This is a genomic window from Streptomyces sp. NPDC053750 (assembly GCF_044544295.1).
Taxonomy (GTDB): Bacteria; Actinomycetota; Actinomycetes; order Streptomycetales; family Streptomycetaceae; genus Streptomyces.
On record NZ_JBITXB010000012.1, the window covers coordinates 34,747 to 58,798 of the forward strand.

Annotated in this window: 20 protein-coding genes; 14 read left to right on the forward strand and 6 right to left on the reverse strand. The window is 72.8% G+C overall.

The features are described 5' to 3' along the window. Positions 1-24: 24 nt before the first annotated feature. The 3 genes from cmk to der all read left to right on the forward strand — a co-directional run bounded on the left by cmk (position 25) and on the right by der (position 2,917). Complete coding sequence (gene cmk / locus ACIGO6_RS29040) at positions 25-720, forward strand: (d)CMP kinase (RefSeq protein ID WP_399881436.1); 696 nt, start codon at positions 25-27, stop codon at positions 718-720. Beyond that, a complete protein-coding gene (locus ACIGO6_RS29045) occupies positions 717-1,364 on the forward strand; it encodes a lysophospholipid acyltransferase family protein (protein ID WP_399881438.1) in 648 nt (215 codons plus the stop codon). Before cmk ends, ACIGO6_RS29045 begins: the two co-directional genes overlap by 4 nt. 74 nt (positions 1,365-1,438) lie before the next feature. Further along, positions 1,439-2,917, forward strand: coding sequence for a ribosome biogenesis GTPase Der (gene der / locus ACIGO6_RS29050; RefSeq protein WP_399881440.1), 1,479 nt, complete (start codon positions 1,439-1,441; stop codon positions 2,915-2,917). A gap of 104 nt (positions 2,918-3,021) precedes the next feature. On the opposite strand, the gene ACIGO6_RS29055 is transcribed toward der, so the two are convergent. Together ACIGO6_RS29055 and ACIGO6_RS29060 are read right to left on the reverse strand one after the other, a co-directional pair. After that, on the reverse strand, positions 3,022-3,300 hold the full coding sequence (locus ACIGO6_RS29055; RefSeq protein ID WP_399881442.1) for a hypothetical protein: 279 nt from the start codon (positions 3,298-3,300) through the stop codon (positions 3,022-3,024). A 74-nt stretch (positions 3,301-3,374) separates the two neighbouring features. Beyond that, the gene (locus ACIGO6_RS29060) at positions 3,375-4,172 is read right to left on the reverse strand and encodes a hypothetical protein (RefSeq protein WP_399881444.1); all 798 of its coding nucleotides are present in this window, start codon (positions 4,170-4,172) and stop codon (positions 3,375-3,377) included. Between the two features lie 378 nt (positions 4,173-4,550). Between ACIGO6_RS29060 and ACIGO6_RS29065 the strand changes: the two genes are divergently transcribed. The 3 genes from ACIGO6_RS29065 (at position 4,551) to ACIGO6_RS29075 (ending at position 6,939) form a co-directional block, all read left to right on the forward strand. Beyond that, positions 4,551-5,360 (forward strand): hypothetical protein, encoded by an 810-nt coding sequence (locus ACIGO6_RS29065; protein WP_399881446.1) that lies wholly within the window; start codon positions 4,551-4,553, stop codon positions 5,358-5,360. Positions 5,361-5,414: 54 nt separating this feature from the next. Further along, on the forward strand, positions 5,415-6,410 hold the full coding sequence (locus ACIGO6_RS29070) for a helix-turn-helix transcriptional regulator (RefSeq protein ID WP_399881448.1): 996 nt from the start codon (positions 5,415-5,417) through the stop codon (positions 6,408-6,410). A gap of 313 nt (positions 6,411-6,723) precedes the next feature. Then, positions 6,724-6,939, forward strand: a complete 216-nt coding sequence (locus ACIGO6_RS29075; protein ID WP_399881450.1) for an I78 family peptidase inhibitor — start codon at positions 6,724-6,726, stop codon at positions 6,937-6,939. A 12-nt stretch (positions 6,940-6,951) separates the two neighbouring features. Here ACIGO6_RS29075 and ACIGO6_RS29080 read toward each other — a convergent pair whose 3' ends face one another. Both ACIGO6_RS29080 and ACIGO6_RS29085 read right to left on the reverse strand, forming a co-directional pair. Further along, positions 6,952-7,968: a phosphatase PAP2 family protein gene (locus ACIGO6_RS29080; protein ID WP_399881452.1), complete on the reverse strand. Its 1,017-nt coding sequence runs from the start codon at positions 7,966-7,968 to the stop codon at positions 6,952-6,954. Positions 7,969-8,230: 262 nt separating this feature from the next. Further along, positions 8,231-9,418, reverse strand: coding sequence for a glycosyltransferase family 39 protein (locus tag ACIGO6_RS29085; protein WP_399881454.1), 1,188 nt, complete (start codon positions 9,416-9,418; stop codon positions 8,231-8,233). Between the two features lie 259 nt (positions 9,419-9,677). On the opposite strand from ACIGO6_RS29085, the gene ACIGO6_RS29090 reads away from it, so the two are divergent. Beyond that, positions 9,678-11,282: an MFS transporter gene (locus ACIGO6_RS29090; protein ID WP_399881456.1), complete on the forward strand. Its 1,605-nt coding sequence runs from the start codon at positions 9,678-9,680 to the stop codon at positions 11,280-11,282. A gap of 451 nt (positions 11,283-11,733) precedes the next feature. Beyond that, positions 11,734-12,927 (forward strand): acyl-CoA dehydrogenase family protein, encoded by a 1,194-nt coding sequence (locus ACIGO6_RS29095; protein WP_399881458.1) that lies wholly within the window; start codon positions 11,734-11,736, stop codon positions 12,925-12,927. Positions 12,928-12,980: 53 nt separating this feature from the next. On the opposite strand, the gene ACIGO6_RS29100 is transcribed toward ACIGO6_RS29095, so the two are convergent. Further along, positions 12,981-13,418 (reverse strand): cell division protein SepF, encoded by a 438-nt coding sequence (locus tag ACIGO6_RS29100; RefSeq protein ID WP_399881460.1) that lies wholly within the window; start codon positions 13,416-13,418, stop codon positions 12,981-12,983. Between the two features lie 288 nt (positions 13,419-13,706). On the opposite strand from ACIGO6_RS29100, the gene ACIGO6_RS29105 reads away from it, so the two are divergent. The 4 genes from ACIGO6_RS29105 (at position 13,707) to ACIGO6_RS29120 (ending at position 18,214) form a co-directional block, all read left to right on the forward strand. Next, positions 13,707-14,900: a DUF5685 family protein gene (locus ACIGO6_RS29105; RefSeq protein ID WP_399881462.1), complete on the forward strand. Its 1,194-nt coding sequence runs from the start codon at positions 13,707-13,709 to the stop codon at positions 14,898-14,900. Between the two features lie 47 nt (positions 14,901-14,947). Then, on the forward strand, positions 14,948-15,733 hold the full coding sequence (locus tag ACIGO6_RS29110) for a DUF1684 domain-containing protein (protein WP_399881464.1): 786 nt from the start codon (positions 14,948-14,950) through the stop codon (positions 15,731-15,733). 205 nt (positions 15,734-15,938) lie between these two features. Then, complete coding sequence (locus tag ACIGO6_RS29115) at positions 15,939-16,844, forward strand: S1 family peptidase (protein ID WP_399881466.1); 906 nt, start codon at positions 15,939-15,941, stop codon at positions 16,842-16,844. Positions 16,845-17,131: 287 nt separating this feature from the next. Further along, positions 17,132-18,214 (forward strand): S1 family peptidase, encoded by a 1,083-nt coding sequence (locus tag ACIGO6_RS29120; protein WP_399881468.1) that lies wholly within the window; start codon positions 17,132-17,134, stop codon positions 18,212-18,214. 118 nt (positions 18,215-18,332) lie between these two features. On the opposite strand, the gene ACIGO6_RS29125 is transcribed toward ACIGO6_RS29120, so the two are convergent. After that, positions 18,333-19,391 (reverse strand): DUF3533 domain-containing protein, encoded by a 1,059-nt coding sequence (locus tag ACIGO6_RS29125; RefSeq protein ID WP_399881470.1) that lies wholly within the window; start codon positions 19,389-19,391, stop codon positions 18,333-18,335. A 162-nt stretch (positions 19,392-19,553) separates the two neighbouring features. On the opposite strand from ACIGO6_RS29125, the gene ACIGO6_RS29130 reads away from it, so the two are divergent. Next, the gene (locus ACIGO6_RS29130) at positions 19,554-23,084 is read left to right on the forward strand and encodes a DNA polymerase III subunit alpha (RefSeq protein ID WP_399881472.1); all 3,531 of its coding nucleotides are present in this window, start codon (positions 19,554-19,556) and stop codon (positions 23,082-23,084) included. After that, entirely contained in the window at positions 23,081-24,049 is a 969-nt protein-coding gene (locus ACIGO6_RS29135) for a DNA polymerase thumb domain-containing protein (protein ID WP_399881474.1), read from the forward strand. Before ACIGO6_RS29130 ends, ACIGO6_RS29135 begins: the two co-directional genes overlap by 4 nt. The last annotated feature ends 3 nt before the right edge of the window (positions 24,050-24,052 follow it).

A 24,052-nucleotide genomic window follows, 5' to 3' on the forward strand; every position in this document is an offset into this window, starting at 1 on the left:
ACCGCACCAGGAAGGTGTCCCCCCGTGGAAAACGGCGCCGCCCCGACCGTCCCGGCCGTGATTGTCGCCATCGACGGCCCCTCCGGCACGGGCAAGTCGAGCACGTCGAAGGCCGTCGCCGCGCAGCTCGGCCTGAGCTACCTGGACACCGGCGCCCAGTACCGGGCGATCACGTGGTGGATGGTGACCAACGGCATCGACATAGCCGACCCGCACGCCGTCGCCGCCGCGGCAGGCAAGCCCGAGATCGTCTCCGGCACCGACCCGGCCGGCCCGACCATCACGGTCGACGGCGTGGACGTGGCCGGCCCGATCCGCACCCAGGAGGTCACCTCCAAGGTCAGCGCGGTCAGCGCCGTCCCCGAGGTGCGGGCCCGGATCACCGAGCTGCAGCGCACCATCGCCGCCTCCGCCCCGCTCGGCATCGTCGTCGAGGGCCGCGACATCGGCACGACCGTGCTGCCGGACGCCGACCTGAAGATCTTCCTCACCGCCTCGGCGGAGGCCCGCGCCGCCCGCCGCAACGGCGAGCTGAAGGGCACCGACGTCAACGCCACCCGAGAGGCCCTGATCAAGCGGGACGCGGCCGACTCCAGCCGCAAGACCTCGCCGCTGGCCAAGGCCGACGACGCGGTCGAGGTGGACACCACCGAGCTCACCCTCCCGCAGGTCATCGAGTGCGTCGTCACCCTCGTCGAGGAGAAGCGGGCGGGGAAGTGACCGACGTCCCGTCGGCGCGGGGCGCCGAGGTCGGACGGCGCATCGGCGTCGGGCTCATGTACGGGCTGTGGAAGCCGCGCGTGCTGGGTGCCTGGCGGGTGCCCGCCACCGGCCCGGTGATCTACGCCGTCAACCACTCGCACAACATCGACGGCCCGATGGTCATGGGCGTGGCGCCCCGGCCGACGCACTTCCTGATCAAGAAGGAGGCGTTCGTCGGCCCGCTCGGACGGTTCCTCACCGGCATCGGACAGCTGAAGGTGGACCGCCACTCCACCGACCGCACCGCCATCGCCCGGGCCCTGGGCGTGCTGACGGACGGTGGCGTGCTGGGCATCTTCCCGGAGGGCACCCGGGGCGAGGGCGACTTCGCCTCGCTGCGCGCCGGGCTCGCCTACTTCGCGGTGCGCAGCGGCGCCCCGATCGTCCCGGTCGCCGTGCTGGGAAGCACGGACCGGCCAGGACGGTTGATAAAGGGGCTGCCGCCGCTGCGCTCCCGCGTGGACGTCGTCTTCGGCGACCCCTTCGACGCGGGCGACGGCAGCGGACGGCGCACCCGCAAGGCCCTGGACGAGGCCACCGAACGTATCCAGAAGCAGCTCACCGCCCACCTGGAAAACGCCAGGCGGCTCACCAACCGCTAGGCGACACTTGAGTAGTGGATCACCCGGTACAGGGGTGTTCCACCGATCACCACGATGAACGAGGTACGGACTTCATGAACGACCACATCCACTCCGAGGGCTCGGGCGAGGAGCACGACCACGGGGCGCTCGGCGACGCCGAGTACGCGCAGTTCATGGAGCTGGCCGCCGAAGAGGGCTTCGACATCGAGGAGGTCGAGGGCGCGATCGAGGAGGCCGGGCACGGCCCGCTGCCCGTCCTCGCCGTCGTCGGCCGCCCCAATGTCGGCAAGTCGACCCTGGTGAACCGGATCATCGGCCGCCGCGAGGCCGTCGTCGAGGACAAGCCCGGCGTCACCCGCGACCGCGTCACCTACGAGGCCGAATGGGCCGGCCGCCGCTTCAAGGTCGTCGACACCGGCGGCTGGGAGCAGGACGTCCTCGGCATCGACGCCTCCGTGGCCGCGCAGGCCGAGTACGCCATCGAGGCCGCCGACGCGGTCGTCTTCGTCGTGGACGCCAAGGTCGGCGCCACCGACACCGACGAGGCCGTCGTACGGCTGCTGCGCAAGGCCGGCAAGCCCGTCGTGCTGTGCGCCAACAAGGTGGACGGTCCCAGCGGCGAGGCCGACGCCGCCTACCTGTGGTCGCTGGGTCTCGGCGAGCCGCACCCGGTCTCCGCGCTGCACGGCCGCGGCACCGGCGACATGCTGGACAAGGTCCTGGAGGCGCTGCCCGAGGCCCCGGCCCAGACCTTCGGCACCGCCGTGGGCGGCCCGCGCCGCATCGCCCTGATCGGCCGCCCGAACGTCGGCAAGTCCTCCCTGCTGAACAAGGTGGCGGGGGAGGAACGCGTCGTCGTCAACGAGCTGGCCGGCACCACCCGTGACCCGGTCGACGAGCTGATCGAACTGGGCGGCGTCACCTGGAAGTTCGTCGACACGGCGGGCATCCGCAAGCGCGTCCACCTCCAGCAGGGCGCCGACTACTACGCCTCGCTGCGCACCGCCGCCGCCGTCGAGAAGGCGGAGGTCGCCGTCATCCTCATCGACGCCTCCGAGTCGATCTCGGTGCAGGACCAGCGGATCGTCACCATGGCCGTCGAGGCGGGCCGCGCGATCGTCGTCGCCTACAACAAGTGGGACACCCTCGACGAGGAGCGCCGCTACTACCTGGAGCGGGAGATCGAGACCGAGCTGGGCCAGGTGGCGTGGGCGCCGCGGGTCAACGTCTCGGCGCAGACCGGCCGCCACATGGAGAAGCTGGTCCCCGCGATCGAGACGGCCCTGGCCGGCTGGGAGACCCGTGTTCCGACGGGCCGGCTGAACGCCTTCCTCGGCGAGCTGGTCGCCGCCCACCCGCACCCGGTGCGGGGCGGCAAGCAGCCGCGCATCCTGTTCGGCACGCAGGCGGGCACCAAGCCCCCGCGGTTCGTGCTCTTCGCCTCGGGCTTCATCGAGGCGGGCTACCGACGCTTCATCGAGCGCCGGCTGCGCGAGGAGTTCGGCTTCGACGGGACGCCGATCCACATCTCGGTCCGGGTGCGCGAGAAGCGCGGCGCGAAGAAGAAGTAGCAGAGGAAGCAGCGGCAACCGCGGCGAGAACGACGTGGGTGATGCGAGAGGGCGACCCCGGCCGGGGTCGCCCTCTCGCATCACCCACGTCGCTCGGGCGACGGTCAGGTACCCGAGCGTGGGGCCGGTGGCAGTGCGGCCGGGACGTGCGTGCCGACGCGCTGCCACACCGACTGCTGGCCGAGACGGGCGCCCGCACTGTACGCGCTGTACGAGCCTCGGCTGCGCGGGATGCTCCGGAAAGCGGTGAACCCCAGCTCCTCCTCGCCGCTGCGATCGCCCGGCAGTGATCGGAAGGACCGGACGTACTCGGCGTAGAGCGCGTCGTAGATCGGCGTGGCCGAGGGGCCGCCATGGCGGTGGAAGGCGTCGTATGCGTGCACGTATGTCCAAACGACCTCGCGCTGGAAGGGATGCGGCCCGGGCAGCCGCCGTTGCGGTCCCGCACCGCCGGCGCTCAGGTGCCCGCGAGCGGGAGCGCCGCCGCGACCAGCTGCCCGTTCGCCGCCGCCATGTCCAGCGCGTCCCGCAGCAGGTCCTCGCGCGGCTGGCGCCCGATGGTCCCGACGGGTGCCGCGTACATCAGTACCTGCTGGTGCTTGTTGGCCGCCGTGCGCCAGCCCTCGGTCACCTGGAGCGGCTGGTGAGCCTGCCACCAGGCGACCGGACGGCCGCCGTCCCCGCCCGGCTGGAGCACCGCGTGCAGCTGCCCCATCGCGAGCAGCACCGACCAGCCGTGCAGCACGGTCGGGGCGGTGGACAGCTCGGTGACCGGCATGAAGCCCTGCTCGATGAGCAGCGGCAGGAAGTCGTCGCCGGCGCCGGCCGTGCCGGGCCGCGCGATGGGGGCGGTCGGTTCCACCACGAGGGCCGGGTGCAGCTCCCCGGCGATCAGGACCAGCCCGCTGGTGACGCCGAGCACGGCCTGCTCGGGCGCGGCCTGCCCCGCGGGGGCCGCCTGGGGCTCCGGGCGGGCGTGGTCGGCGCTGATGGACCGCACGGCGCCCTGGAGCTGTTCCTCGGTGACCTTGACGACCTGCGAGGGCAGGCAGCCGGCGTGGGCGAAGGCGAGGACGGCGGTCTCGTCGCCGATGAAGAGAACGGAGCTGGTGCGCTCCTGCTCGCAGTCGCCCGGCGTGCGGCAGGACGTACAGTCGTAAGTGCCCGGGGCGGACTCCCCGGCGAGCAGGCGGTCGGCTTCTTCGTCGCCGATCTCGGCGCGTACGTCGTCGCTGACGTCGAGCATGCGCGGCACGGGTGGCTCCCTCGGGATGCGGTACGTGGCCGGACCGGGTGGCTCCCGGCCGGTGTCCGGGTGGGTCCCCGGCTCATGAAGAAGACAACGGGCGATCCGCGGCGGGAGTCACGCCCCACGGCCAACCGAATCGAACCGCCCGGCGGGCACGGTCCGCGGTCGGACGCGAACGCCCCGTCACCATCAAGTGGCGTGCAGCACAAGGGTGTTGCCTCGGCGAAGTGACTCACGGATCACTGTGCCGGTAGGTCGACAAATCAGGAAATCGGCGAATGAAATGGGTGGCGTCGTGACCACATCGCAATCGGACACGGACAACCAGAAGACGGGGTTCCGGGTCTAACCGGACGAGAGATGTCCAGGGAGGAACCGCACCGCATGACGCCGCCGACCACATCGGCCGCCCCGCTGCGCGCCGACTGCATCGGTGACTCCGCGGGTGGCCTGACCTTCGACGTCGCCGCGCACGGGGACACCGCGGCGGCCCTGTTGCTACTGCGCCGACGTGACGCGGACGACGAGGTCAGCCTGCCGCTCGCCCCGGCCGCCGAGGGCCGGCTGCGCGCCGCCCTGCCCAGCAGCGTCGCCCTGCCCGAGGGCCGGTGGGACGCCTACGCGCGCGTGTCCGACGGCGAGCCGCGGCGCCTGGTGCCCGGCGTCACCGACCTGCGCTCCCTCGCCACCCGCACCCCCAGTGGCCTGCTCGGCCACGTCGCCGTCCGCATCCCCTACGCCACCCGGCAGGGCAACCTCACTGTCCGCAGCTGGCTGCGTGCCCCGCACGCGGAGACGGGGGAGCTTAGCCTCGGCAAGGACGCGCTGTCCGTGCGCGGGCGGGTGTACGGCACGCAGCTCGCCCCGGAGGCCCACGCGGAGCTGCGCGCCCGGCCCGGCACCGGCGAGGGCGGCGTGCACCGGCTGGACGTCGCGGCCGACCGGGCGGAGTTCGGCTTCACCGTGCCCTACGACCGCCTGGCGCCGGGCGTGTGGGACCTGTGGCTGCGGCCCGCCGGTGAGCCCGGTCCGGCCGTGCGACTGGCGCGGCTGCTGGACGACGTCGCCGACAAGCAGCCCGTCTTCACCTACCCACGCGCGCGCGTGCAGACGCCGTACGGCCCCGTGGAGGCCGGGCCGTACTACACCCGGGACAACGACCTGTCGGTGTCCGTCACCGAGCCGGCCGCCTGACCGGCAGACCGTCGCGGACAGTACCTGTCCGCAACCGCTGGCAGACTCGGCGCCATGCTCGAGACCTCGGCACGACTGCTGCGCCTGCTCTCCCTCCTCCAGGCCCACCGCGAGTGGTCCGGCACCGACCTGGCCGACCGCCTCGGTGTCTCCCCGCGCACCGTGCGCCGGGACGTGGACCGCCTGCGCGAGCTGGGCTACCCGGTCAACGCCAGCCCCGGCACCGGCGGCGGCTACCAGCTGGGCGCGGGTGCCGAGCTGCCCCCGCTGCTGCTGGACGACGACGAGGCGGTCGCCGTCGCCGTCGGGCTGCGCACGGCGGCCGGACAGGGCATCGAGGGCATCGGCGAGACCTCGGTCCGCGCCCTCGCCAAGCTGGAGCAGGTGCTGCCGAACCGGCTGCGGCGCCGCGTGGGCGCCCTCAACGCCTTCACCGTGCCGATGCTGCGCGGCCCGGGGCCCGCCGCCGTCGACCCGGCCGTCCTGACCGAGCTGGCCCACCTGTGCCGGGACGGCGAGCGGCTGCGCTTCGCGTACCGCGGCCATGACGGCACCGAGTCCCGCCGCACCGTCGAGCCGTACCGGCTGGTCTGCTCCGAGCGCCGCTGGTACCTGGTCGCCTACGACCTCGACCGTGCGGACTGGCGCACCTTCCGGGTGGACCGCGTCACGCCCAGGCCGCCGCACGGCCCCCGTTTCGTCCCGCGCGAGCCGCCCGCCGAGGACCTGGCCGCCTATGTCTCCGAGGGCGTCTCCACGCGCGCGTACGCCAGGCACGCGCGTATCCGGCTGCTGGTGCCCCTGGAGGAGGCCGCCGAGCGGATCTCACCCACCGCCGGGGTCCTGGAGGCGGAGGGCCCGAACAGCTGCGTGCTGCGCACCGGCGCCGGGAGCCTGGACGTCATGGTGGTGCACGTGATGCTGCTCGGCTTCGACTTCGAGGTGCTGGAGCCGGCCGAGCTCACGGAGACGATCAGGGTGGCCCGCGACCGGCTCAGCCGCGCCCTGGCCGGAGCCGAGGGGCGGGTTCCGGATGCGGAGAACCTGTGAGTCGAGGATGTGTTTCCTGTGAGGAATGACCGAATCGATTCGGAATCGTTCGAACGTGGAATGAAAGGTTTCCGGGGTGTGCCGTGGGCGGGTCGCAAGCCTTTTCCGTGCGCCTATTCGAGGGGTCGGCGCGACACGCGGTCGTTTACCTCGAATGCCCGCGTAAGGAGTGGGGAACCGCCCATCCGTGTGACGGAGTTCGTTCAAAACGGGGCCCGTGATCCTGTGACAGAAATGTGACCGGAGGGACATCCGGCACTCCTGATACCGGCCTGGGCTTCCACGGTCGTGGGGCAGGGCATAGCGTGGCGGCATGGCACCGATTCCGACACCACCGGCCGAACCGCAGGACAGTCCGGACACGTACGTCGGCCTCGATTCCGACGCGGCCGAACGGCTCGCGCGCGAGCGGGGCTGGACCACGGTGCGGTCGCTCGCCCCGGGGACGGTCATCACCATGGAGTACCGGGTGGGCCGGCTCAACTTCGAGGTCAAGGACGGGCTGGTGGCCCGGGCCTGGAAGGGCTGACGCGCGCGGGGATCAGCCGCCCGACGGATGGCGGGCGGTCGAGGCCGTGTTCCGTGCGTGGCGGTCGGCGTGCGGCGGCCGGCGGCTGCCGGCCGGGGTGACCGGCGTACGGTCCGAGCGGGTCGTGTGCGGACCCGGGGCCAGGTACGCCGGTGCCCGGGTGCGGGTCGTGGCGGCGTGCTCGCAGCTCGGAGCCTCCTCCCGGCCCGCGGTGGGGGGCGTGAGGACCACGGGGGCGCTGACCGGCGTCCTCGTCGGCCGGGGGCGGCTGCGGCGGGCGTACCAACGGTCGCGCAGGTCGAGGATCCAGGCCTCCGCACGGGTGATCAGCGGCTCGAACCAGGGCAGCGCCAGCAGGATCAGCAGCCCCGCGACCCAGCCGAGGAGCACGTCGCTGAGCCAGTGCGTACCGAGGTAGACGGTGGACATGCCCACCCCGAGCGAGGTGACCGCCGACAGGGCCGACAGCCAGCGCCGCGCCCTGGGCGTCGAGGCCAGGTAGGCCAGGATGCCCCAGGTCACGACGGCGTTCGCGGTGTGACCGCTCGGAAATATATCTCCGCCGAGCCACATCTCGTTCGAGCCGATCGTCGTGGCGTAGTGCGGCCCCAGCCGGCCCATGCCGTACTTGGCGGCACCGACCGTGACGTTCAGCAGGAGCAGGGAGACGCCGAGCGCCAGCAGGGGGCGCAGCGTGTGCTGACGCCAGGAGCGCCAGCCCAGCCAGGCCGCGACCATCACGGCGGTGGGGCCGCGCTGGCCGAGCACCACGTAGTAGTCGACGAAGGCGTGGATCTCCGGCCACTGCTGGTAGGGCCGGAAGAACATGACCTGCCAGTCGAGCCGGACCAGCCACGAGGTGATCAGCACGGCCCACACGATCGCGATGTAGAACGCGAGGCTCCCGGCGAACAGCGCGAACCTGTGCCGGCTCATCTCCGGCACGGCCAGGAGGGCCGGTCGTTCCGGCTCCCGGTCCAGTCTCGCGAACACCCGATCCAGCCGGGTGAGCTTCCGTTCGGTACGCACCCAATCGACGTTACAGCGAGTGAGGAGTGATCCCTGCCGAATCAACGGCTTTGTGATGACGATGTGATGTGGGATTCCTCTCAGACGGCGGGCTATTTCGAAGGAATCCCTAAACCGTCGCAACCCCGGGCTTCAATTCCTTTGATCGGCCCGGTCGGCGGTCTTATCGTGCTTATGAATTCGTTCACCGAATGCTGGTACGGAATTACCCGGGCAGCCACCGGGCAGCCACCGGCGGCGGGCCCCGGGCCGGCGCCGCCGGTCAGGGCGGTCCGGAACCGTTCAGCCAGAACGCCCCGTACGCCGCCGACGCCACCGCGACCGAGCCCACCACCAGCGCCGACCTGGACGTTCTCAGCCGGGCCAGGGCCAGGGCGAGGGGCAGCAGCAGCGGGAAGGCGGGCAGCAGCAGCCGCGGCTTCGAGCCGAAGTAGCTCGACGCGCACAGGGCGAGGAGGGCGACCAGCCCCGCGTACACCAGCAGCGCGAGCGGCTGGCGCTGCCGTACGCAGGCGACGTACAGCCGGACGAGCAGGGCGACACCGACGACCAGGCCGACGCCCGCCAGGGCCGACGGGAACGACGTGAACTTCTCGGCGGTGAACCGGGCGAAGGCCAGGCCGCCGTCGAAGCCGTTGCGCCAGCCCGCCTGGACGTCGAGGTAGCCGAGCGGGCCCCGGCCGGTGCGGTGGCCGACCCACAGCACGTAGCCGGCGGCGCCCAGGGGCGCGAGTAGCATGCCGAGTACACGCCGTGCGCCCTCGCCCGGGGCGCGTTCCGGTCCGTGGGCGCCGTCCGGGACGGCCTCGCTCCGGCTTCGTACGCAGGCCGTGATCGCGGCCACCCACACCGCCGCCGCCACGGCGAGCCCCACCGGGCGGGTCAGCCCGGCCAGCGCGGCCAGCGTCCCCGCCGTCACCCAGCGCCCGGTCAGCACCGCGTACAGCGACCAGGCGGCGAGCGCGGTGAAGAGCGACTCGCTGTACGCCATCGACTGCACGATCCCGACCGGCAGCACGGCCCACAGCAGCACCGCGCACACCCCGGCCCGACGGCCGTACACATGCTCCGCCACCGCGAAGATCCCCCACGCCGCGGCGAGCGAGGCGAGCAGCGAGACGACGAAGCCTGCGTCGGCGTACGACAGCGGCGACACCGCCGCGCCGAGCCGCTCCAGCCAGGGCAGCAGCGGGAAGAACGCCAGGTTGGAGTGGACGTCGCCGTTGGGCAGACGCACCTCGTAGCCGTACCCCAGCTCGGCGACCCTGGTGTACCAGAGGGAGTCCCAGCGGGCCGTCAGCAGCGTGTACGCGCTCTTGTCGCGCGCGGCGCTCCACAGGGCCAGGGCGAGCAGCCCCAGGGCGCGCACGGCCGCGTAGCCGAGCAGTGCCGGGGCGGCCCGGCGCAGGGCTCCGTCGCGGCCGGGGGCGCGCGTTTCAAGATCGGTCACGGGCTCGATTATCGGCCGGGCGCCGGGGTGGCCGGTCGGCCGGGGCGGGCACGGGCTGGGGCGCAGTGGCGCATGCCACACAGGACGGGCGGGATGTGTGAGGCCCACCACGTGTGCGGTGCTCGCTCTCGCGTACCCTGACGAGTCACTCGCGTTCCGTTGCCCGGCCCGGAGTCCCCGCTTCTCTCCGGCCGCACCGCAGGGAGTCCCCACCCCGCGCAGCCCGCCGGACGCGAGGGAACATCTTGGAGGTACGTGCATGTCCGGGACGACCACGGCTGCCGCCGCGCCACGCCGTCGGGCGACCGGGGCCGGTGCCAACCGCTGGGTGGTCCTGGTCGTCCTCTGCGTCAGCCTGCTGCTCGTCGCCGTCGACGCGACCGTGCTGCACGTGGCGGTCCCCGCCGTCACCGAGGACCTCAGGCCCGGCGCCATCGAACTGCTCTGGATCGTCGACGTCTATCCGCTCGTCTGCGCCTCGCTGCTGATCCTGTTCGGCACGCTGGGCGACCGCGTGGGCCGCAGACGGATCCTGCTGCTCGGCTACGCGCTCTTCGGCGTCGCCTCCGCGCTCGCGGCGCTCGCCGAGGGCGCCCAGGTGCTGATCGCGGCCCGTGCGCTGCTCGGCGTCGGCGGCGCCATGATCATGCCGGCGACGCTGTCGATCCTGCGGCAGGTCTTTCCGGACCGGCGGGAGCGGGCGCTGGCGATCGGGATCTGGAGCGCCGTGGCCGCGGTGGGCGCGGCGGTCGGGCCGCTGCTCGGCGGTTTCCTGCTGGAGCACTTCTGGTGGGGCTCGGTCTTCCTCGTCAACATCCCGCTGATGCTGGTCAGCCTGCCGGTGGGGCGGCTGCTGCTGCCCGAGTCGAAGGGGGAGGGGCGCGGGCCCTGGGACGTGGTCGGCGCGCTGATGGCGGCGGCCGGTCTGTTCGGGGTCGTCCTCGGCGTGAAACGGCTGGGCGGCGGCGAACCGGTGGCGAGCCTCTTGACCGTGCTGCCGCTGGTGGTGGGCGCGGCCCTGCTGGCGGGCTTCGTACGGCGGCAGCGGCGGCGTACGTATCCGCTGGTGGACCTCGCGATGTTCCGGCGGCCGGCGTTCAGTACGTCGGTGGGGTGCATCGTGCTGGCGATGCTGGCGCTGGTGGGGCTCGAGTTGATCGCCGCGCAGTACCTGCAGCTGGTGCTCGGGCTGTCCCCGCTGGAGACCGGGCTGAGGCTGCTGCCGCTGACCTTCGCGGCGATGGCGGCGGGGCTGGCGGGCGCCCGGATGCTGCGGCGGTTCGGGCCGCGCCGGATGGTCTGCGCCGGGTTCTGTCTGACGGCCGTGGCGGTGGTGCTGCTGACGGCGATGGGCCGGGCCGACAACTGTGCGCTGCTGCTGTCCGGGTTCGTGCTGCTCGGCTTCGGGCTGGAGACGACGCTGTTCGGGGCGTACGAGTCGATGCTGAGCGAGGCGCCGCAGGAGCAGGCCGGTGGGGCGGCGGCGATCGGGGAGACGTCGTACCAGCTGGGCGCCGGGATCGGGATCGCGCTGCTGGGCAGCGTGATGAACGCGGCGTACGCGCCCGGGCTGGCGGGGGGTGTGCCCGGGGTGCCGGCGTCGGCGTCGGTGGCGGCGGGGCATTCGCTGGGGGAGGCGTACGAGGTCGCGGGGGAGTTGGGGGGTTCTGCGGGGGGTGCGTTGCGGCGGGCTGCCGCGGATGCGTTTGTGCATGGGCTGCATGTGACGTTGGTGGTGAGTGCGGGGTTGTTGTTGGTGGGGGCGGTGATGGCGTTGCGGTTGCCGCGGGTGATGCAGTGTGAGGGGGAGGCGGTGCCGGTGCCTGGGCCTCGGGGTGCGGTGGAGTCACGCGTGTCCGTGTGAGGCATGGGTCTCCCACCCACGCACCACCCGTTCACCGTCGGGAGCGGGGTGGACGTCGCCCGTGGGTGGCTGAGGAGCGTTGGCGGCTGCGGCTCGTGGGGCCTGGCGGGCTACGGGCCCGGCCGTGGCTCGTGGCCCGGCAGGGGCAGAGGTCCGGCCGCGGCTCGTGGCCCTGCGGGGCGGTGCCGTCTCGTCGGCCGGGGCACCGTGCACCGTGAGGCGCCGTCGCTTCCCCGCTCTGCCCGCCGCGAGGTGCCCCCGTCTGCCCCACTAGCCGCAAGCCGCCGGCGGTGGGTCACCCCCGCGGGCGACGTTCGCCTCTGTCCCGGCGGTGAACGGGTGATGCGTGGGTGGGAGACGGGCATGGTGGACGTGCGGAGCCCCGCATCGTAACGTCGGCACGAGAGCCGTAACTAGCGCCGCTAGTTTTCATCGTCCCGGAGGGTGTTCCATGGCCGCGTCCCCGAAGCCGCCCGCGTTCGATCCCGTCGACCCCCTCGGCATCGACGACCTCCTGGAACCGGAGGACCTGGCGATCAGGGACACCGTGCGGGACTGGGCCGCCGACCGCGTGCTGCCGTACGTCGCGGACTGGTACGAGAAGGGCGAGCTGCCCGGGATCAGGGAGCTCGCCCGCGAGCTCGGCGGCATCGGGGCGCTCGGCATGTCGCTCAAGGGCTACGGCTGCGCCGGTGCCACCGCCGTGCAGTACGGGCTCGCCTGCCTGGAGCTGGAGGCCGCCGACTCCGGCATCCGCTCCCTGGTCTCCGTGCAGGGCTCCCTCGCCATGTACGCCATCCACCGCTTCGGCAGCGAGGAGCAGAAGCAGGAGTGGCTGCCGCGCATGGCCGGCGGCGAGATCATCGGGTGCTTCGGGCTCACCGAGCCCGATCACGGCTCCGACCCGGCCAACATGCGCACCCGCGCCAAGCGGGACGCCGGTGGGGACTGGGTGCTGGGCGGGCGCAAGATGTGGATCACCAACGGTTCGGTCGCCGGTGTCGCCGTCGTCTGGGCGCAGACCGAGGAGGGGATCCGCGGCTTCGTCGTGCCGACCGACAGCCCCGGTTTCTCCGCGCCCGAGATCAAGCACAAGTGGTCCCTGCGGGCCAGCGTCACCAGCGAGCTGGTGCTCGACGACGTACGGCTGCCCGCCGACGCCGTACTGCCGGAGGTCACCGGGCTGCGCGGACCGCTCAGCTGTCTCACCCACGCCCGCTACGGCATCGTCTGGGGCTCGATGGGCGCGGCCCGCAGCTCCTTCGAGGCGGCCGTGGAGTACGCGAAGTCGCGGGAGCAGTTCGGGCGGCCCATCGGAGGGTTCCAGCTGACCCAGGCCAAGCTCGCCGACATGGCGGTCGAACTGCACAAGGGGATTCTGCTCGCCCACCACCTCGGGCGGCGCATGGACGCCGGCCGCCTGCGTCCCGAGCAGGTCAGCTTCGGCAAGCTCAACAACGTACGCGAGGCCATCGACATCTGCCGTACGGCCCGCACGATCCTCGGCGCCAACGGGATCTCCCTCGAATACCCCGTGATGCGGCACGCGACGAACCTGGAATCGGTGCTCACCTATGAGGGCACCGTCGAGATGCACCAGCTGGTGCTGGGCAAGGCGCTCACCGGACTCGACGCCTTCCGGTGAGGCGAAACCGGTAGTGCACCGGCGGGGGCGGGGCCGTGGTGTGCGGCCCCGCCTCAGCTCTGGTTGAAGAAACCGTCGGAACGGTGGGCGGCGGAGTCGCCGCTGATGACCTGGGTGTCGGCCGGGCTCAGCAGGAACACCCGGGTGGACACCCGCTCGATCGAACCGCGCAGACCGAAGATCAGTCCGGCCGCGAAGTCGACCACGCGCTTGGCGTCGGTGGCCTCCATGGCCGTCAGGTTCATGATGACCGGGACGCCCTCCCGGAACAGCTCGCCGATGGCCCGCGCGTCCCGGAAGCTGTCCGGGGTGACCGTGCCGATGCGGCGGCCCCTCTCCTCGGCCACGTCCGAGGCCACTTTGACCCGAGGGTCCGTGACCCAGGCGTCCCCGGACTCGGTGCCCTCGGAGTAGTCGTCGTCGTAGTAGCGCTCGTCATCGTTGTCGTCGACGAGGCCGAGCCACGCACTCGCCTTGCGTACCGATCCCATGGACGCCTCCTCTCACAGCGGTCTTTCGTGCTTCCGCATCCCTATGGTCATCCATGATGCGGACGTCGCGCCAAGTGGATAGACGCCGCCCGGGGGGTTTGTGACGGTACTGGTGCACAGCGAATCCGTCGAGAGTCCTTGTGTCCCAAGGGCCGTTTCCCAAACGGCCGCTGACTGTGAGTGAAATATGATTCTTCCCGGCGGACGGGTGAGCGGCCGTGCGTACGGGTGAACGCCGCGGCGATACGATGCCGCAGCTCAGCGTCGTACGAACCACGGGGGAGCGTCGTGTTCGGAATCGTCAGGCCATGCAGGCACCGGCTCGGAGAGAGCCTCACGAGCCAGTGGATGGCGCATCTGTGCGGGTTGTGTCTCGCACTGCGCAAGGACCACGGACAGTTCGCGCGGATCGTGACGAACTATGACGGGCTGCTCATATCGGTTTTGACGGAGGCTCAGGCCGACGGCCGCGGCGGCCGGGGTGCCGGCCGGCGTACGGCGGGGCCGTGCCCGCTGCGCGGGATGCGCACCGCGTCCGTCGCGCACGGCGAGGGCGCCCGGCTCGCGGCCGCCGTCTCCCTGGTGCTGGCCTCGGCGAAGGTGCGCGACCATGTCGCCGACGGGGACGGCCTGCTGGCCCGCCGGCCGGTGGCCCTCGCCGCCCGCAAGGTCGCCGCGGGCTGGGACGCGGCAGGTGCCCGCAGCGGCGGTGCCGTCGGGTTCGACACCGCCGTACTGGTCGACGCCGTGGACCGGCAGGGCGGCATCGAGGCGCTCGCCGGGCCCGGCACGCCCCTGCTCACCGTCACCGAGCCGACCGAGACCGCGACCGCAGCCGCGTTCGCCCACACCGCCCACCTCGCCGGACGGCCGCACAACGCCGAGCCGCTCGCCGAGGCCGGGCGCCTCTTCGGTCGGCTCGCCCACCTCCTGGACGCCGTGGAGGACCGGGAGGCCGACGCCGCGTCGGGCGCCTGGAACCCGCTCACCGCCACCGGGACCCCGCTCACGGAGGCCCGGCGGCTGGCCGACGACGCCGTGCACGGAGTGCGGCTCGCGCTGCGCGAGGCCGAGTTCACCGACGGGCGCCTGGTGCACCGGCTGCTCGCGCACGAGCTGGGCAACTCCGTCGACCGCGCCTTCGGCACCGTCTCGTGCGCCCACGGCGGCCACCCGTACGCCCCGCCCGGCACCCCGGGCGCCCCCGGCGGCCCCGGTGGGCCGATGCCCCCGGAGCCGCCCCGCCGCGACCGGCGCGGGCTGCTCGCGGGGTGCGCCGTGTGGGTGGGGCTGGCCTGCACGTGCCAGTTGTGCTGCGGCACGTATCACGACCCGTGGAGCGGGGAGCGCAAGGAGGGGACGTGCGCCAACTGCGACTGCAGCGGGTGCGGTGACTGCTGCAGTTGCTGCGAGTGCTGCGGCAACTGCTGCGGGGACGACGGGTGCGGGTGCGACGGCTGCGACTGCGGCTGCAGCTGCTGAGGCGCCGTCGGCCTGGTGGGGCGACCCGGTGTGGAAGGGTTCGTCCCATGACGACAGACGCATCGGACGAGTGGAAGCGGTGGCACGAGCACCGCGTCGCGGCGGTGTCGGCGCCCTACGGGCCGCTCGCGCTGACCGGCACGTACTGGCTGGGGGACCATCCGGACGGGCGGCTTCCGGACATCCCCGGGCGCTGGACGGCGGACGGCGACGCGGTGTTGCTGACGGCCGCCGGGACGGACGGGCTCACCGTGGACGGGCGGCCCCTCGACGGCGAGGTGCGGCTCACGGCCGACCCGGGACCGGCGAGCGCGGCCCGGGTGGCCCACGGCGAGCGGCGCCTGGTCGTCCTGGTCCGCGAGGGCCTGTGGGGCGTGCGCGACTTCGACCCGGGCGCACCGGCGCGGCGCGCGTTCCGGGGCATCGCGGCCACGCCGTACGACCCCCGCTGGTCGGTGCCGGGGCGCTTCACGCCGTACGTCACCGGGCGGCGCAGTGTGCGGGTGCCGAACGCGGACGGCCGGGAGCGCGGGCTGGGTCTCGGCGGTGAGCTGGCGTTCGAGCTGGGCGGGCAGGAACTCACGCTCCAGGTGAGCGTCGAGGACGACGGCTCGCTGTGGGGCGTCTTCGCCGACGCCACCAGTGGCAGCACCAGTTACCGCTTCCGGTTCCTGCGCCCGGCCGCGCCGGACGCCGAGGGCCGTACGACGGTCGACTTCAACCGTGCGCTGCTGCCGCCGTGCGCGTTCGCCGACCACTTCGTCTGCCCCTTCCCGCCGCCGGGGAACACACTGGCGGCCCGGATCGAGGCGGGAGAGCGCGAACTGCGCTGAGGTCCGGCGGGGGTTGGTAAAAGTCGTTCAAAGGTTGACGGCCGAAAGGCACCCTTGCGCCGACCGGCCGTTCGGCCGAATACTCCAACCTCAGCGCTTGTCAGGGGCACGACCTATCCGGAACCCGGAGGTCCGTCCCTGGCTGCGCCTCACGGGCCCCCACCCCACAAGAGGGCCCCCGACTTCCCCTGTGGAGGAACGAAAAGTGAGGATCAAGCGCACCACCCCCCGCAGCGGCATCACGAGACGGACCCGGCTGATCGCCGTATCCACCGGCCTCGTGGCCGCAGCCGCGATCGCGATCCCCAGCGCGAACGCCGCACCGACCCCGGCCGCCTTCAGCGCCGCCGAGCTCAACAGCGCCAGCGGCGCGGTGCTCGAGGCCGATGTCCCGGGCACCGCCTGGGCCGTCGACAGCAAGTCCGGCCAGGTGCTTGTCACGGTCGACAGCACGGTCTCCCAGGCCGAGATCGCGAAGATCAAGGAGCAGGCCGGCGACAAGGCCGGCGCCCTCAAGATCGAGCGCACCCCCGGCACGTTCAGCAAGCTCATCCAGGGCGGCGACGCCATCTACGCGAGCAGCTGGCGCTGCTCCCTCGGCTTCAACGTCCGCAGCAGCAACGGCACCGAGTACTTCCTGACCGCCGGTCACTGCACCGACGGCGCCGGCACCTGGTACTCCAACTCCGGGCGCACCACGGTCATCGGCTCGACGGCCGGCTCCAGCTTCCCGGGCAACGACTACGGCCTCGTCCGGTACTCGGGCTCCGTCAGCCGTCCCGGCACCGCGAACGGCGTGGACATCACCCGCGCGGCCACCCCGAGCGTGGGCACCACCGTCATCCGCGACGGTTCCACGACCGGCACCCACAGCGGCCGGGTCACCGCCCTGAACGCCACCGTGAACTACGGCGGCGGCGACATCGTCGGCGGGCTGATACAGACCACGGTCTGCGCCGAGCCCGGCGACTCCGGCGGCGCGCTCTACGGCAGCAACGGCACCGCGTACGGTCTGACCTCCGGCGGCAGCGGCAACTGCTCCTCCGGCGGTACGACGTTCTTCCAGCCGGTCACGGAGGCCCTGAGCGCCTACGGCGTCAGCGTCTACTAGTTCGTTTCGGCGGTCCGCTTCGGCGGTCCGGCCGGCAGTTCGTTCACCGGAGCGCAGCCAGCAGCGCACCACGAGCCCCCGTACACCAGCCGGTGTGCGGGGGCTCCTCCTTGAAGGGACATGAATGGTGAAGGTCGTGTGACCGCACTGGAGTTGTCGTGCGCACGTCCTTGAGTCGACCTTGTGTGCACCCTGTGGAATCGGAAAAGTTAACGCTCGTCAACCAGCCTTCCGGCCCATGAGGTCCCCCACGACCCACGGGCCGACCCCCCACAGGAGGACGTGAGTTGAAGCACCGACGCATACCCAGGCGGCGGGCCGCCGTGGTAGGTGCGGGAATCACCGCACTGGTCGCCGCGGGAGTCACCTTCCAGAGCGCGAACGCCAGCGAGGCCCCGAAGGCCTCCGCCCCCGAGACCCTGTCGGTCACGGCGGCCGGAAAGCTCGCCTCCACGCTGCTCGGCGACCTCGGCACCGGCGCCGCGGGCACGTACTACGACGCGCAGGCGAGGAGCCTCGTGGTCAACGTGCTCGACGAGGCCGCCGCGCAGACCGTCGAGGAGGCCGGCGCCAAGGCGAGAATCGTCGAGAACTCGCTCGCCGAGCTGAAGAGCGCGCGCACCACCCTCGCCGAGGACGCCACCATCCCGGGCACCTCCTGGGCGACCGACCCGACCACCAACAAGGTCGTCGTCACCGCCGACCGCACGGTCTCGAAGGCCGAGTGGGCCAAGCTGACCAAGGTGGTCGAGGGGCTCGGCGGCAAGGCCGAGCTCAAGCGGACCCAGGGCGAGTACAAGCCCTTCGTCGCGGGCGGCGACGCCATCACCGGCAACGGCGGGCGCTGCTCCCTCGGCTTCAACGTGACCAAGGGCGGGGAGCCGTACTTCCTCACCGCCGGTCACTGCACCGAGGGCATCACGACCTGGTCGGACTCCTCCGGGAACGTCATCGGCGAGAACGAGGCGTCCAGCTTCCCGGACAACGACTACGGCCTGGTCAAGTACACCGCCGAGGTGGACCACCCGAGCGAGGTGAACCTCTACGACGGCTCCTCCCAGGCGATCTCCGGCGCGACCGAGGCCACCGTCGGCATGGAGGTGACCCGCAGCGGCTCCACCACCCAGGTGCACTCCGGCACGGTCACCGGCCTGGACGCCACCGTGAACTACGGCAACGGCGACATCGTCAACGGCCTGATCCAGACCGACGTCTGCGCCGAGCCCGGCGACAGCGGCGGCTCGCTCTTCTCGGGCGACCAGGCCGTCGGCCTCACCTCCGGCGGCAGCGGCGACTGCACCTCGGGCGGTGAGACCTTCTTCCAGCCGGTGACGGAGGCCCTGTCGGCCACCGGTACGCAGATCGGCTGAGCGCCTCGGTTGAGCACATCGGCTGAGTGCATCGGCTGAGCGCCCGCCCATCGCAGGCAGAAGTCCCGTCCCGCGCGCGAGGGGCGGGACTTCCGCGTGCCCGCGTGCGTACGGCGGGTCAGCCGGCCTGAGTGGGCAGTTCCGCCTCCTGCCGCCGCAGGCGCAGCACGGCCGCCAGCACCGTGATCACCGTCCCCGCGACCGCCCACACCCACAGCACCAGCAGGGAGACGGTCGTGTCGTTGCCCTTGAAGTAGGCGATCGAGCGGGCCGTCCAGGTGCCCGCGCCCGGCGGCAGCCACGGTCCGATCGCCTGCCAGAAGGGCGGCAGCATCGGCAGTGGGAAGGCACCGCCCGCGCTCGGGTTGCCCGCGACGACCACCAGCAGGATCGCCAGCCCGATGCCGACGATCCCGAAGACGCCCTGGAGGGCGAGCGTGGCGGCGCCCACCGCGAAGGTGATCAGCGCGCCCAGTCCCCACAGGTCCACGACGCTGCCGGGCAGGGCGCCCAGGACCGGCCCGACGATCAGCGCGCCGCCCAGCCCGCCGATGATCGACACCAGGATCATCACGATCAGCCGGATCGCCGCGCGGCGCGGGTTGGCCGGCCGGGCGCCGGTACTGATCGCCAGGATCGAGGCGCACAGGTAGCCGCCGACGCACCAGCCCACGACCAGGTAGAAGGACGACAGCCCGTTGAAGTCGTGGGCGGAGGCCGGGGCGACGTCGACGATCCGCAGCGCCCGGCCCTCGGCCTCCTCGACGCGGGTGACGATGCTCTTCAGGGCGGTGGCGAGGGCGGTGCCGCCGCCGGTGGCGACCAGCAGGGTGTCGGTGCGGCCGGAGGGCTCGACGATCAGGGCCCCGTCGATCTCCCGGTCCGTGATCTGCCGCCGGGCGCTCGCCGCGTCGGCCACCGTGCGCGGGTCCAGCGGCGAGCCGGGCAGCCGCTCCAGCCGGTCCACCGTCTGCCCGGCCGTCGCCCCGGGCGCGACCACCCCGAAGGGCACGTCCTTCGGCTTCGGGTCGTGCAGCGCTCCCACGTAGGAGGCGATGAAGAGCAGCTGGAGCGCGAGTACGCCGATCACGAGCAGCGTGGCCCGTGGGGTGACGGCGTCCTTGAACTCGTCGAGGAAGGGGCCGTTTCGCGCGCCGGTGCCCGGGGTGTGCGACATGTCCCCACGGTCCGGGGGTGCGGGCGTTTGCGCAGGTGGGGCGGGGCCGAACGGATGTCGCACACGCATTCGAAATTTGGTCTATGGTGGGGGTGAGGTAGTTGGGAACAGACGTTCGATAAGGCGTAATAGGGCGTCGGTTCATGAGATCGGGAGGTGCGTGTGCCGGGTTTCACGCATCTGCACACCGTCTCCGGCTTCTCCGCCCGCTACGGCGCCTCCCACCCGGAGCGGCTGGCCGAGCGTGCCTTCGAGCGGGGCATGGACGCCCTCGCCCTCACCGACCGGGACACCCTCGCGGGCACGGTCCGCTTCGCCAAGGCCTGCGCGAAGGCGGGCGTCCGTCCGCTGTTCGGCGCGGAGCTGGCGGTGGCCGCCCCCGAGTCCGGGGCCGCCGACCGCACGGAGACCTCCGTACGCCGGGACCGGCACCGCACCCCCGTGCGCGGAGGTGCCTTCGTCGACGAGTCGGCCCCGCGGGTGACCTTCCTCGCCCGGGACGCGGCCCGCGGCTGGGCCGACCTGTGCCGACTGGTGTCCGCCGCCCACACCGCCCCCGACACCCCGCTGCTGCCCTGGGCCGAGAACCACGCCGACGGACTCACCGTTCTGCTCGGCCCCGACTCCGACGTCGGCCGCGCCCTCGCCGCCGGCCGCCCCGACCGTGCGGCGCGGCTCCTCACCCCCTGGCGGGAGACCTACGGCGACGCCCTGCGCCTGGAGGCCGTCTGGCACGGCCGCAAGGGCACCGGCCCCGGCTCCCTGCGCCTGGCCGCCCGCACCGTCGGCCTCGCCGCCGAACAGGGCGTCCGGCCCGTGCTCAGCAACGCCGTCCGCTACGCCGACCCGGGCCAGGGCCAGGTCGCCGACGTGCTGGACGCCGCCCGCCGTCTGGTCCCCATCGACGCCACCAAGGAACTGGACTCCGGCGAGGCCTGGCTCAAGGACGCCGGCGCCATGCGGCACGCCGCCGAGCGGATCGTCGAGTCCGCCGGCTTCCGGCGCGACACGGCCCACCGCCTGCTGGAGCAGACGCAGGCGACGGCCGCCGAGTGCCTGGTCGACCCCGAGGACGACCTCGGCATGGGCACCGTCCACTTCCCCGAACCACACCTGGTCGGCGCCGGCCGCCGCACCGCCCAGCGGGCGCTCGCCTCCCGGGCGGCGGCGGGGATGGTGCGGCGCGGCTACGACCGGCGGCCGGGCCACCGGCAGTACTGGGAGCGGATGCACCACGAGCTGGACATCATCGCCCACCACGGCTTCGCCTCGTACTTCCTCACCGTCGCCCAGGTCGTGGACGACGTACGGGACATGGGCATCCGGGTCGCCGCGCGCGGCTCCGGCGCGGGCTCGCTCGTCAACCACCTCCTCGGCATCGCGCACGCCGACCCGGTCGAGCACGGGCTGCTGATGGAGCGCTTCCTGTCCAAGGAGCGGGTGGTCCTGCCCGACATCGACATCGACGTGGAGTCCGCGCGCCGCCTGGAGGTCTACCGCGCGATCATCGGCCGCTTCGGCACCGAGCGGGTCGCCACGGTCGCGATGCCGGAGACGTACCGGGTGCGCCACGCCATCCGGGACGTGGGCGCCGCCCTGTCCATGGACCCGGCCGAGATCGACCGCGTCGCCAAGTCCTTCCCGCACATCCGCGCCCGCGACGCCCGCGCGGCGCTGGAGGAACTGCCCGAGCTGAAGGAGCTGGCGGGGGAGCAGGAGAGGTACGGAAAGCTCTGGGAGCTGGTCGAGGGACTGGACGCCCTCCCGCGCGGTGTCGCCATGCACCCCTGCGGCGTCCTGCTCTCCGACGCCTCCCTCCTGTCCCGTACGCCGGTCGTGCCGACCAGCGGTGAGGGCCTCCCCATGGCGCAGTTCGACAAGGACGACGTGGAGGACCTCGGGCTGCTCAAGCTGGACGTGCTCGGCGTGCGGATGCAGTCGGCGATGGCGCACGCGGTCGCCGAGGTGAAGCGGGCCACGGGCGCCGAGATCGACCTGGACGCCGTGCCGGAGGGCGATCCGGCGACGTACCGGCTGATCCGCTCCACCGAGACGCTGGGCTGCTTCCAGATCGAGTCGCCGGGTCAGCGGGACCTGGTCGGGCGGCTCCAGCCCGCCACCTTCCACGACCTCGTGGTCGACATCTCGCTCTTCCGGCCGGGGCCGGTCGCCGCCGACATGGTGCGGCCGTTCATCGAGGCCCGGCACGGGCGGGCGCCGGTGCGCCACCCGCACGAGGACCTGGCGGGGCCGCTGGAGGGGACGTACGGGGTCGTCGTCTTCCACGAGCAGATCATCGACATCGTCGCCATCATGACCGGCTGCGGGCGCGGCGAGGCGGACCGGGTGCGGCGCGGTCTTTCCGACCCGGAGTCGCAGGGGCGGATCAAGGTGTGGTTCGCCCAGCACGCGACGGCGAACGGATACGACGCGGAAACGATCCAGCGGACCTGGGAGATCGTCGAGGCCTTCGGGTCGTACGGCTTCTGCAAGGCGCACGCGGTCGCCTTCGCCGTGCCGACCTACCAGTCGGCGTGGCTGAAGGCCCATCACCCGGCCGCCTTCTACGCCGGGTTGCTCACCCATGATCCCGGCATGTACCCGAAGCGGCTGCTGCTGGCGGACGCGCGGCGGCGCGGGGTGCCGATCCTGCCGTTGGACGTGAACAAGTCGGGGGTCGCACACCGTATCGAACTGGTGTCTGAATCAAAGCGCTGGGGGCTGCGTCTCGCCCTCTCCGACGTGCACGGCATCAGCGAGGCCGAGGCGGCACGGATCGCCGAGGGGCAGCCCTACGCCTCCCTGCTCGACTTCTGGGAACGGGCCCGTCCCAGCAGGCCGCTGGCCGGACGGCTCGCCCAGGTCGGCGCGCTGGACGCGTTCGGCGCCAACCGCCGCGACCTGCAACTGCACCTGACCGAACTGCACCGCGGCGCCCGGGGCGGACGCGGCGACCAGCTCCCCCTGTCCGGCGGCCGCAGGACCGCCGCCGCCGGACTGCCCGACCTCACCTCCGCGGAGAAGCTCAGCGCCGAACTGGGCGTGCTCTCCATGGATGCCTCGCGCAACCTGATGGACGACCACCGCACCTTCCTGCGCGAGCTGGGCGTGGTGTCGGCCAAGCGGCTGCGCGAGGCCCGGCACGGGGAGACGGTGCTGGTCGCGGGTGCCAAGGCGGCCACCCAGACGCCGCCGATCCGTTCCGGCCGCCGGGTCATCTTCTCCACCCTCGACGACGGCTCCGGCCTGGTCGACCTGGCCTTCTTCGACGACTCGCACGACGCCTGCGCGCACACCGTCTTCCACTCCTGGCTGCTGCTGGTGCGCGGGGTGGTGCAGCGGCGCGGCCCGCGCAGCCTCAGCGTGGTCGGCTCCGCCGCCTGGAACCTCGCCGACCTGCTGGAGGTGCGCCGGGAGGAGGGCCTGGAGGGCGTCGCGGCCCGGCTGGCCGGAGCGGGCGGAAGCCAGGGAGGCGACGACCCCGGGGGCGGCCCGGCGCGCCGCCGCCTCGCCGGTTCGGACGGGCAGCCCGCGCCGGCCGGCTCCGCGGCCCAGGACCCGATGGAGCAGCAGCGGAAGATCCGCATGCCCACCGGGTACGAGATGCACCCCTGGGTCGATCTGCGCCCCGCGGGCGAAGGGCCCGCGGTTGGAAGGAAGTTGTGGCACCAGAGTCCGGGGAGTGCGGGATGACCATTCTCTGCGTACGTTTCCAGCTGCCGCCGATGTACGAGGCGGCCCTGCCCCAGCTGCTGGGGCTGTTGGAGGAGTTCACACCGGTCGTCGAGGCGCTGCCACCCGACGGCGCGCTGGCCGACCTGCGCGGCGCCGAGCGGTACTTCGGGCGCGACGCCGTGGAACTGGCCTCGGTGATCCGGGTCCGCGCCCTCGCGCTGTACGGCATCGACTGCGTGACCGGCGCCGGTCCGGGTCCGATGCTGGCCCGCATGGCGCTGCGGGACGCCCGGCCGGGGCTGACCCGCGCGGTGCCCGAGGGCGAGGAGCGGGACTTCCTCGCCGGCAAGCCCGTCGTCGCGCTGCCCGGCGTCGGCACCGCGACCGCCCGCACGCTGTGCGAGTACGGCCTCGACACCCTCGGCCGGGTCGCCGCCGCACCCCTGTCCACGCTCCAGCGTCTGGTCGGCGCGAAGGCCGGCCGTGAGCTGCACGAGAAGGCGAACGGCGTCGACCGCGGCCGGGTCGTCCCCAACGGCGTCTCCCGGTCCCTCGCCACCGAACGCCCCTTCACCCGCGACGAACTCGACCCCGGCCGCCACCGCCGCGCCCTGTTGTCGGCCGCCGAGGAACTGGGCGCCCGGCTGCGCGCCGTGGACAAGGTCTGCCGCACCCTGACCCTCACCGTCCGCTACGCCGACCGGTCCGCCACCACCCGCAGCCGCACCCTGCCCGAACCGACCGCGCACTCGGCGGCCCTGACCCGGGCCGCGTACGGCATGTACGAGGCGCTCGGCCTCCAGCGCGCCCGGGTCCGCTCGATCGCCCTGCGCACCGAGGGCCTCGCCCCCGCCGAACAGGCCTCCCACCAGCTCACCTTCGACCCCGTGGACGAGAAGGTCCGCCGCATCGAGGAGGTCGCGGACCGCGCGCGGGCGAAGTTCGGGCCGCGGGCGGTGATGCCGGGGTCGTTGGCGGCGTGAGGC

Bases quoted from the DNA above. Each gene is read 5' to 3' on its own strand.
- der (WP_399881440.1), top strand. From the start codon at position 1,439: ATGAACGACCACATCCACTCCGAGGGCTCGGGCGAGGAGCACGACCAC.
- ACIGO6_RS29065 (WP_399881446.1), top strand. From the start codon at position 4,551: ATGACGCCGCCGACCACATCGGCCGCCCCGCTGCGCGCCGACTGCATC.
- ACIGO6_RS29070 (WP_399881448.1), top strand. From the start codon at position 5,415: ATGCTCGAGACCTCGGCACGACTGCTGCGCCTGCTCTCCCTCCTCCAG.
- ACIGO6_RS29075 (WP_399881450.1), top strand. From the start codon at position 6,724: ATGGCACCGATTCCGACACCACCGGCCGAACCGCAGGACAGTCCGGAC.
- ACIGO6_RS29090 (WP_399881456.1), top strand. From the start codon at position 9,678: ATGTCCGGGACGACCACGGCTGCCGCCGCGCCACGCCGTCGGGCGACC.
- ACIGO6_RS29095 (WP_399881458.1), top strand. From the start codon at position 11,734: ATGGCCGCGTCCCCGAAGCCGCCCGCGTTCGATCCCGTCGACCCCCTC.
- ACIGO6_RS29100 (WP_399881460.1), bottom strand. From the start codon at position 13,418: ATGGGATCGGTACGCAAGGCGAGTGCGTGGCTCGGCCTCGTCGACGAC.
- ACIGO6_RS29110 (WP_399881464.1), top strand. From the start codon at position 14,948: ATGACGACAGACGCATCGGACGAGTGGAAGCGGTGGCACGAGCACCGC.
- ACIGO6_RS29125 (WP_399881470.1), bottom strand. From the start codon at position 19,391: ATGTCGCACACCCCGGGCACCGGCGCGCGAAACGGCCCCTTCCTCGAC.
- ACIGO6_RS29135 (WP_399881474.1), top strand. From the start codon at position 23,081: ATGACCATTCTCTGCGTACGTTTCCAGCTGCCGCCGATGTACGAGGCG.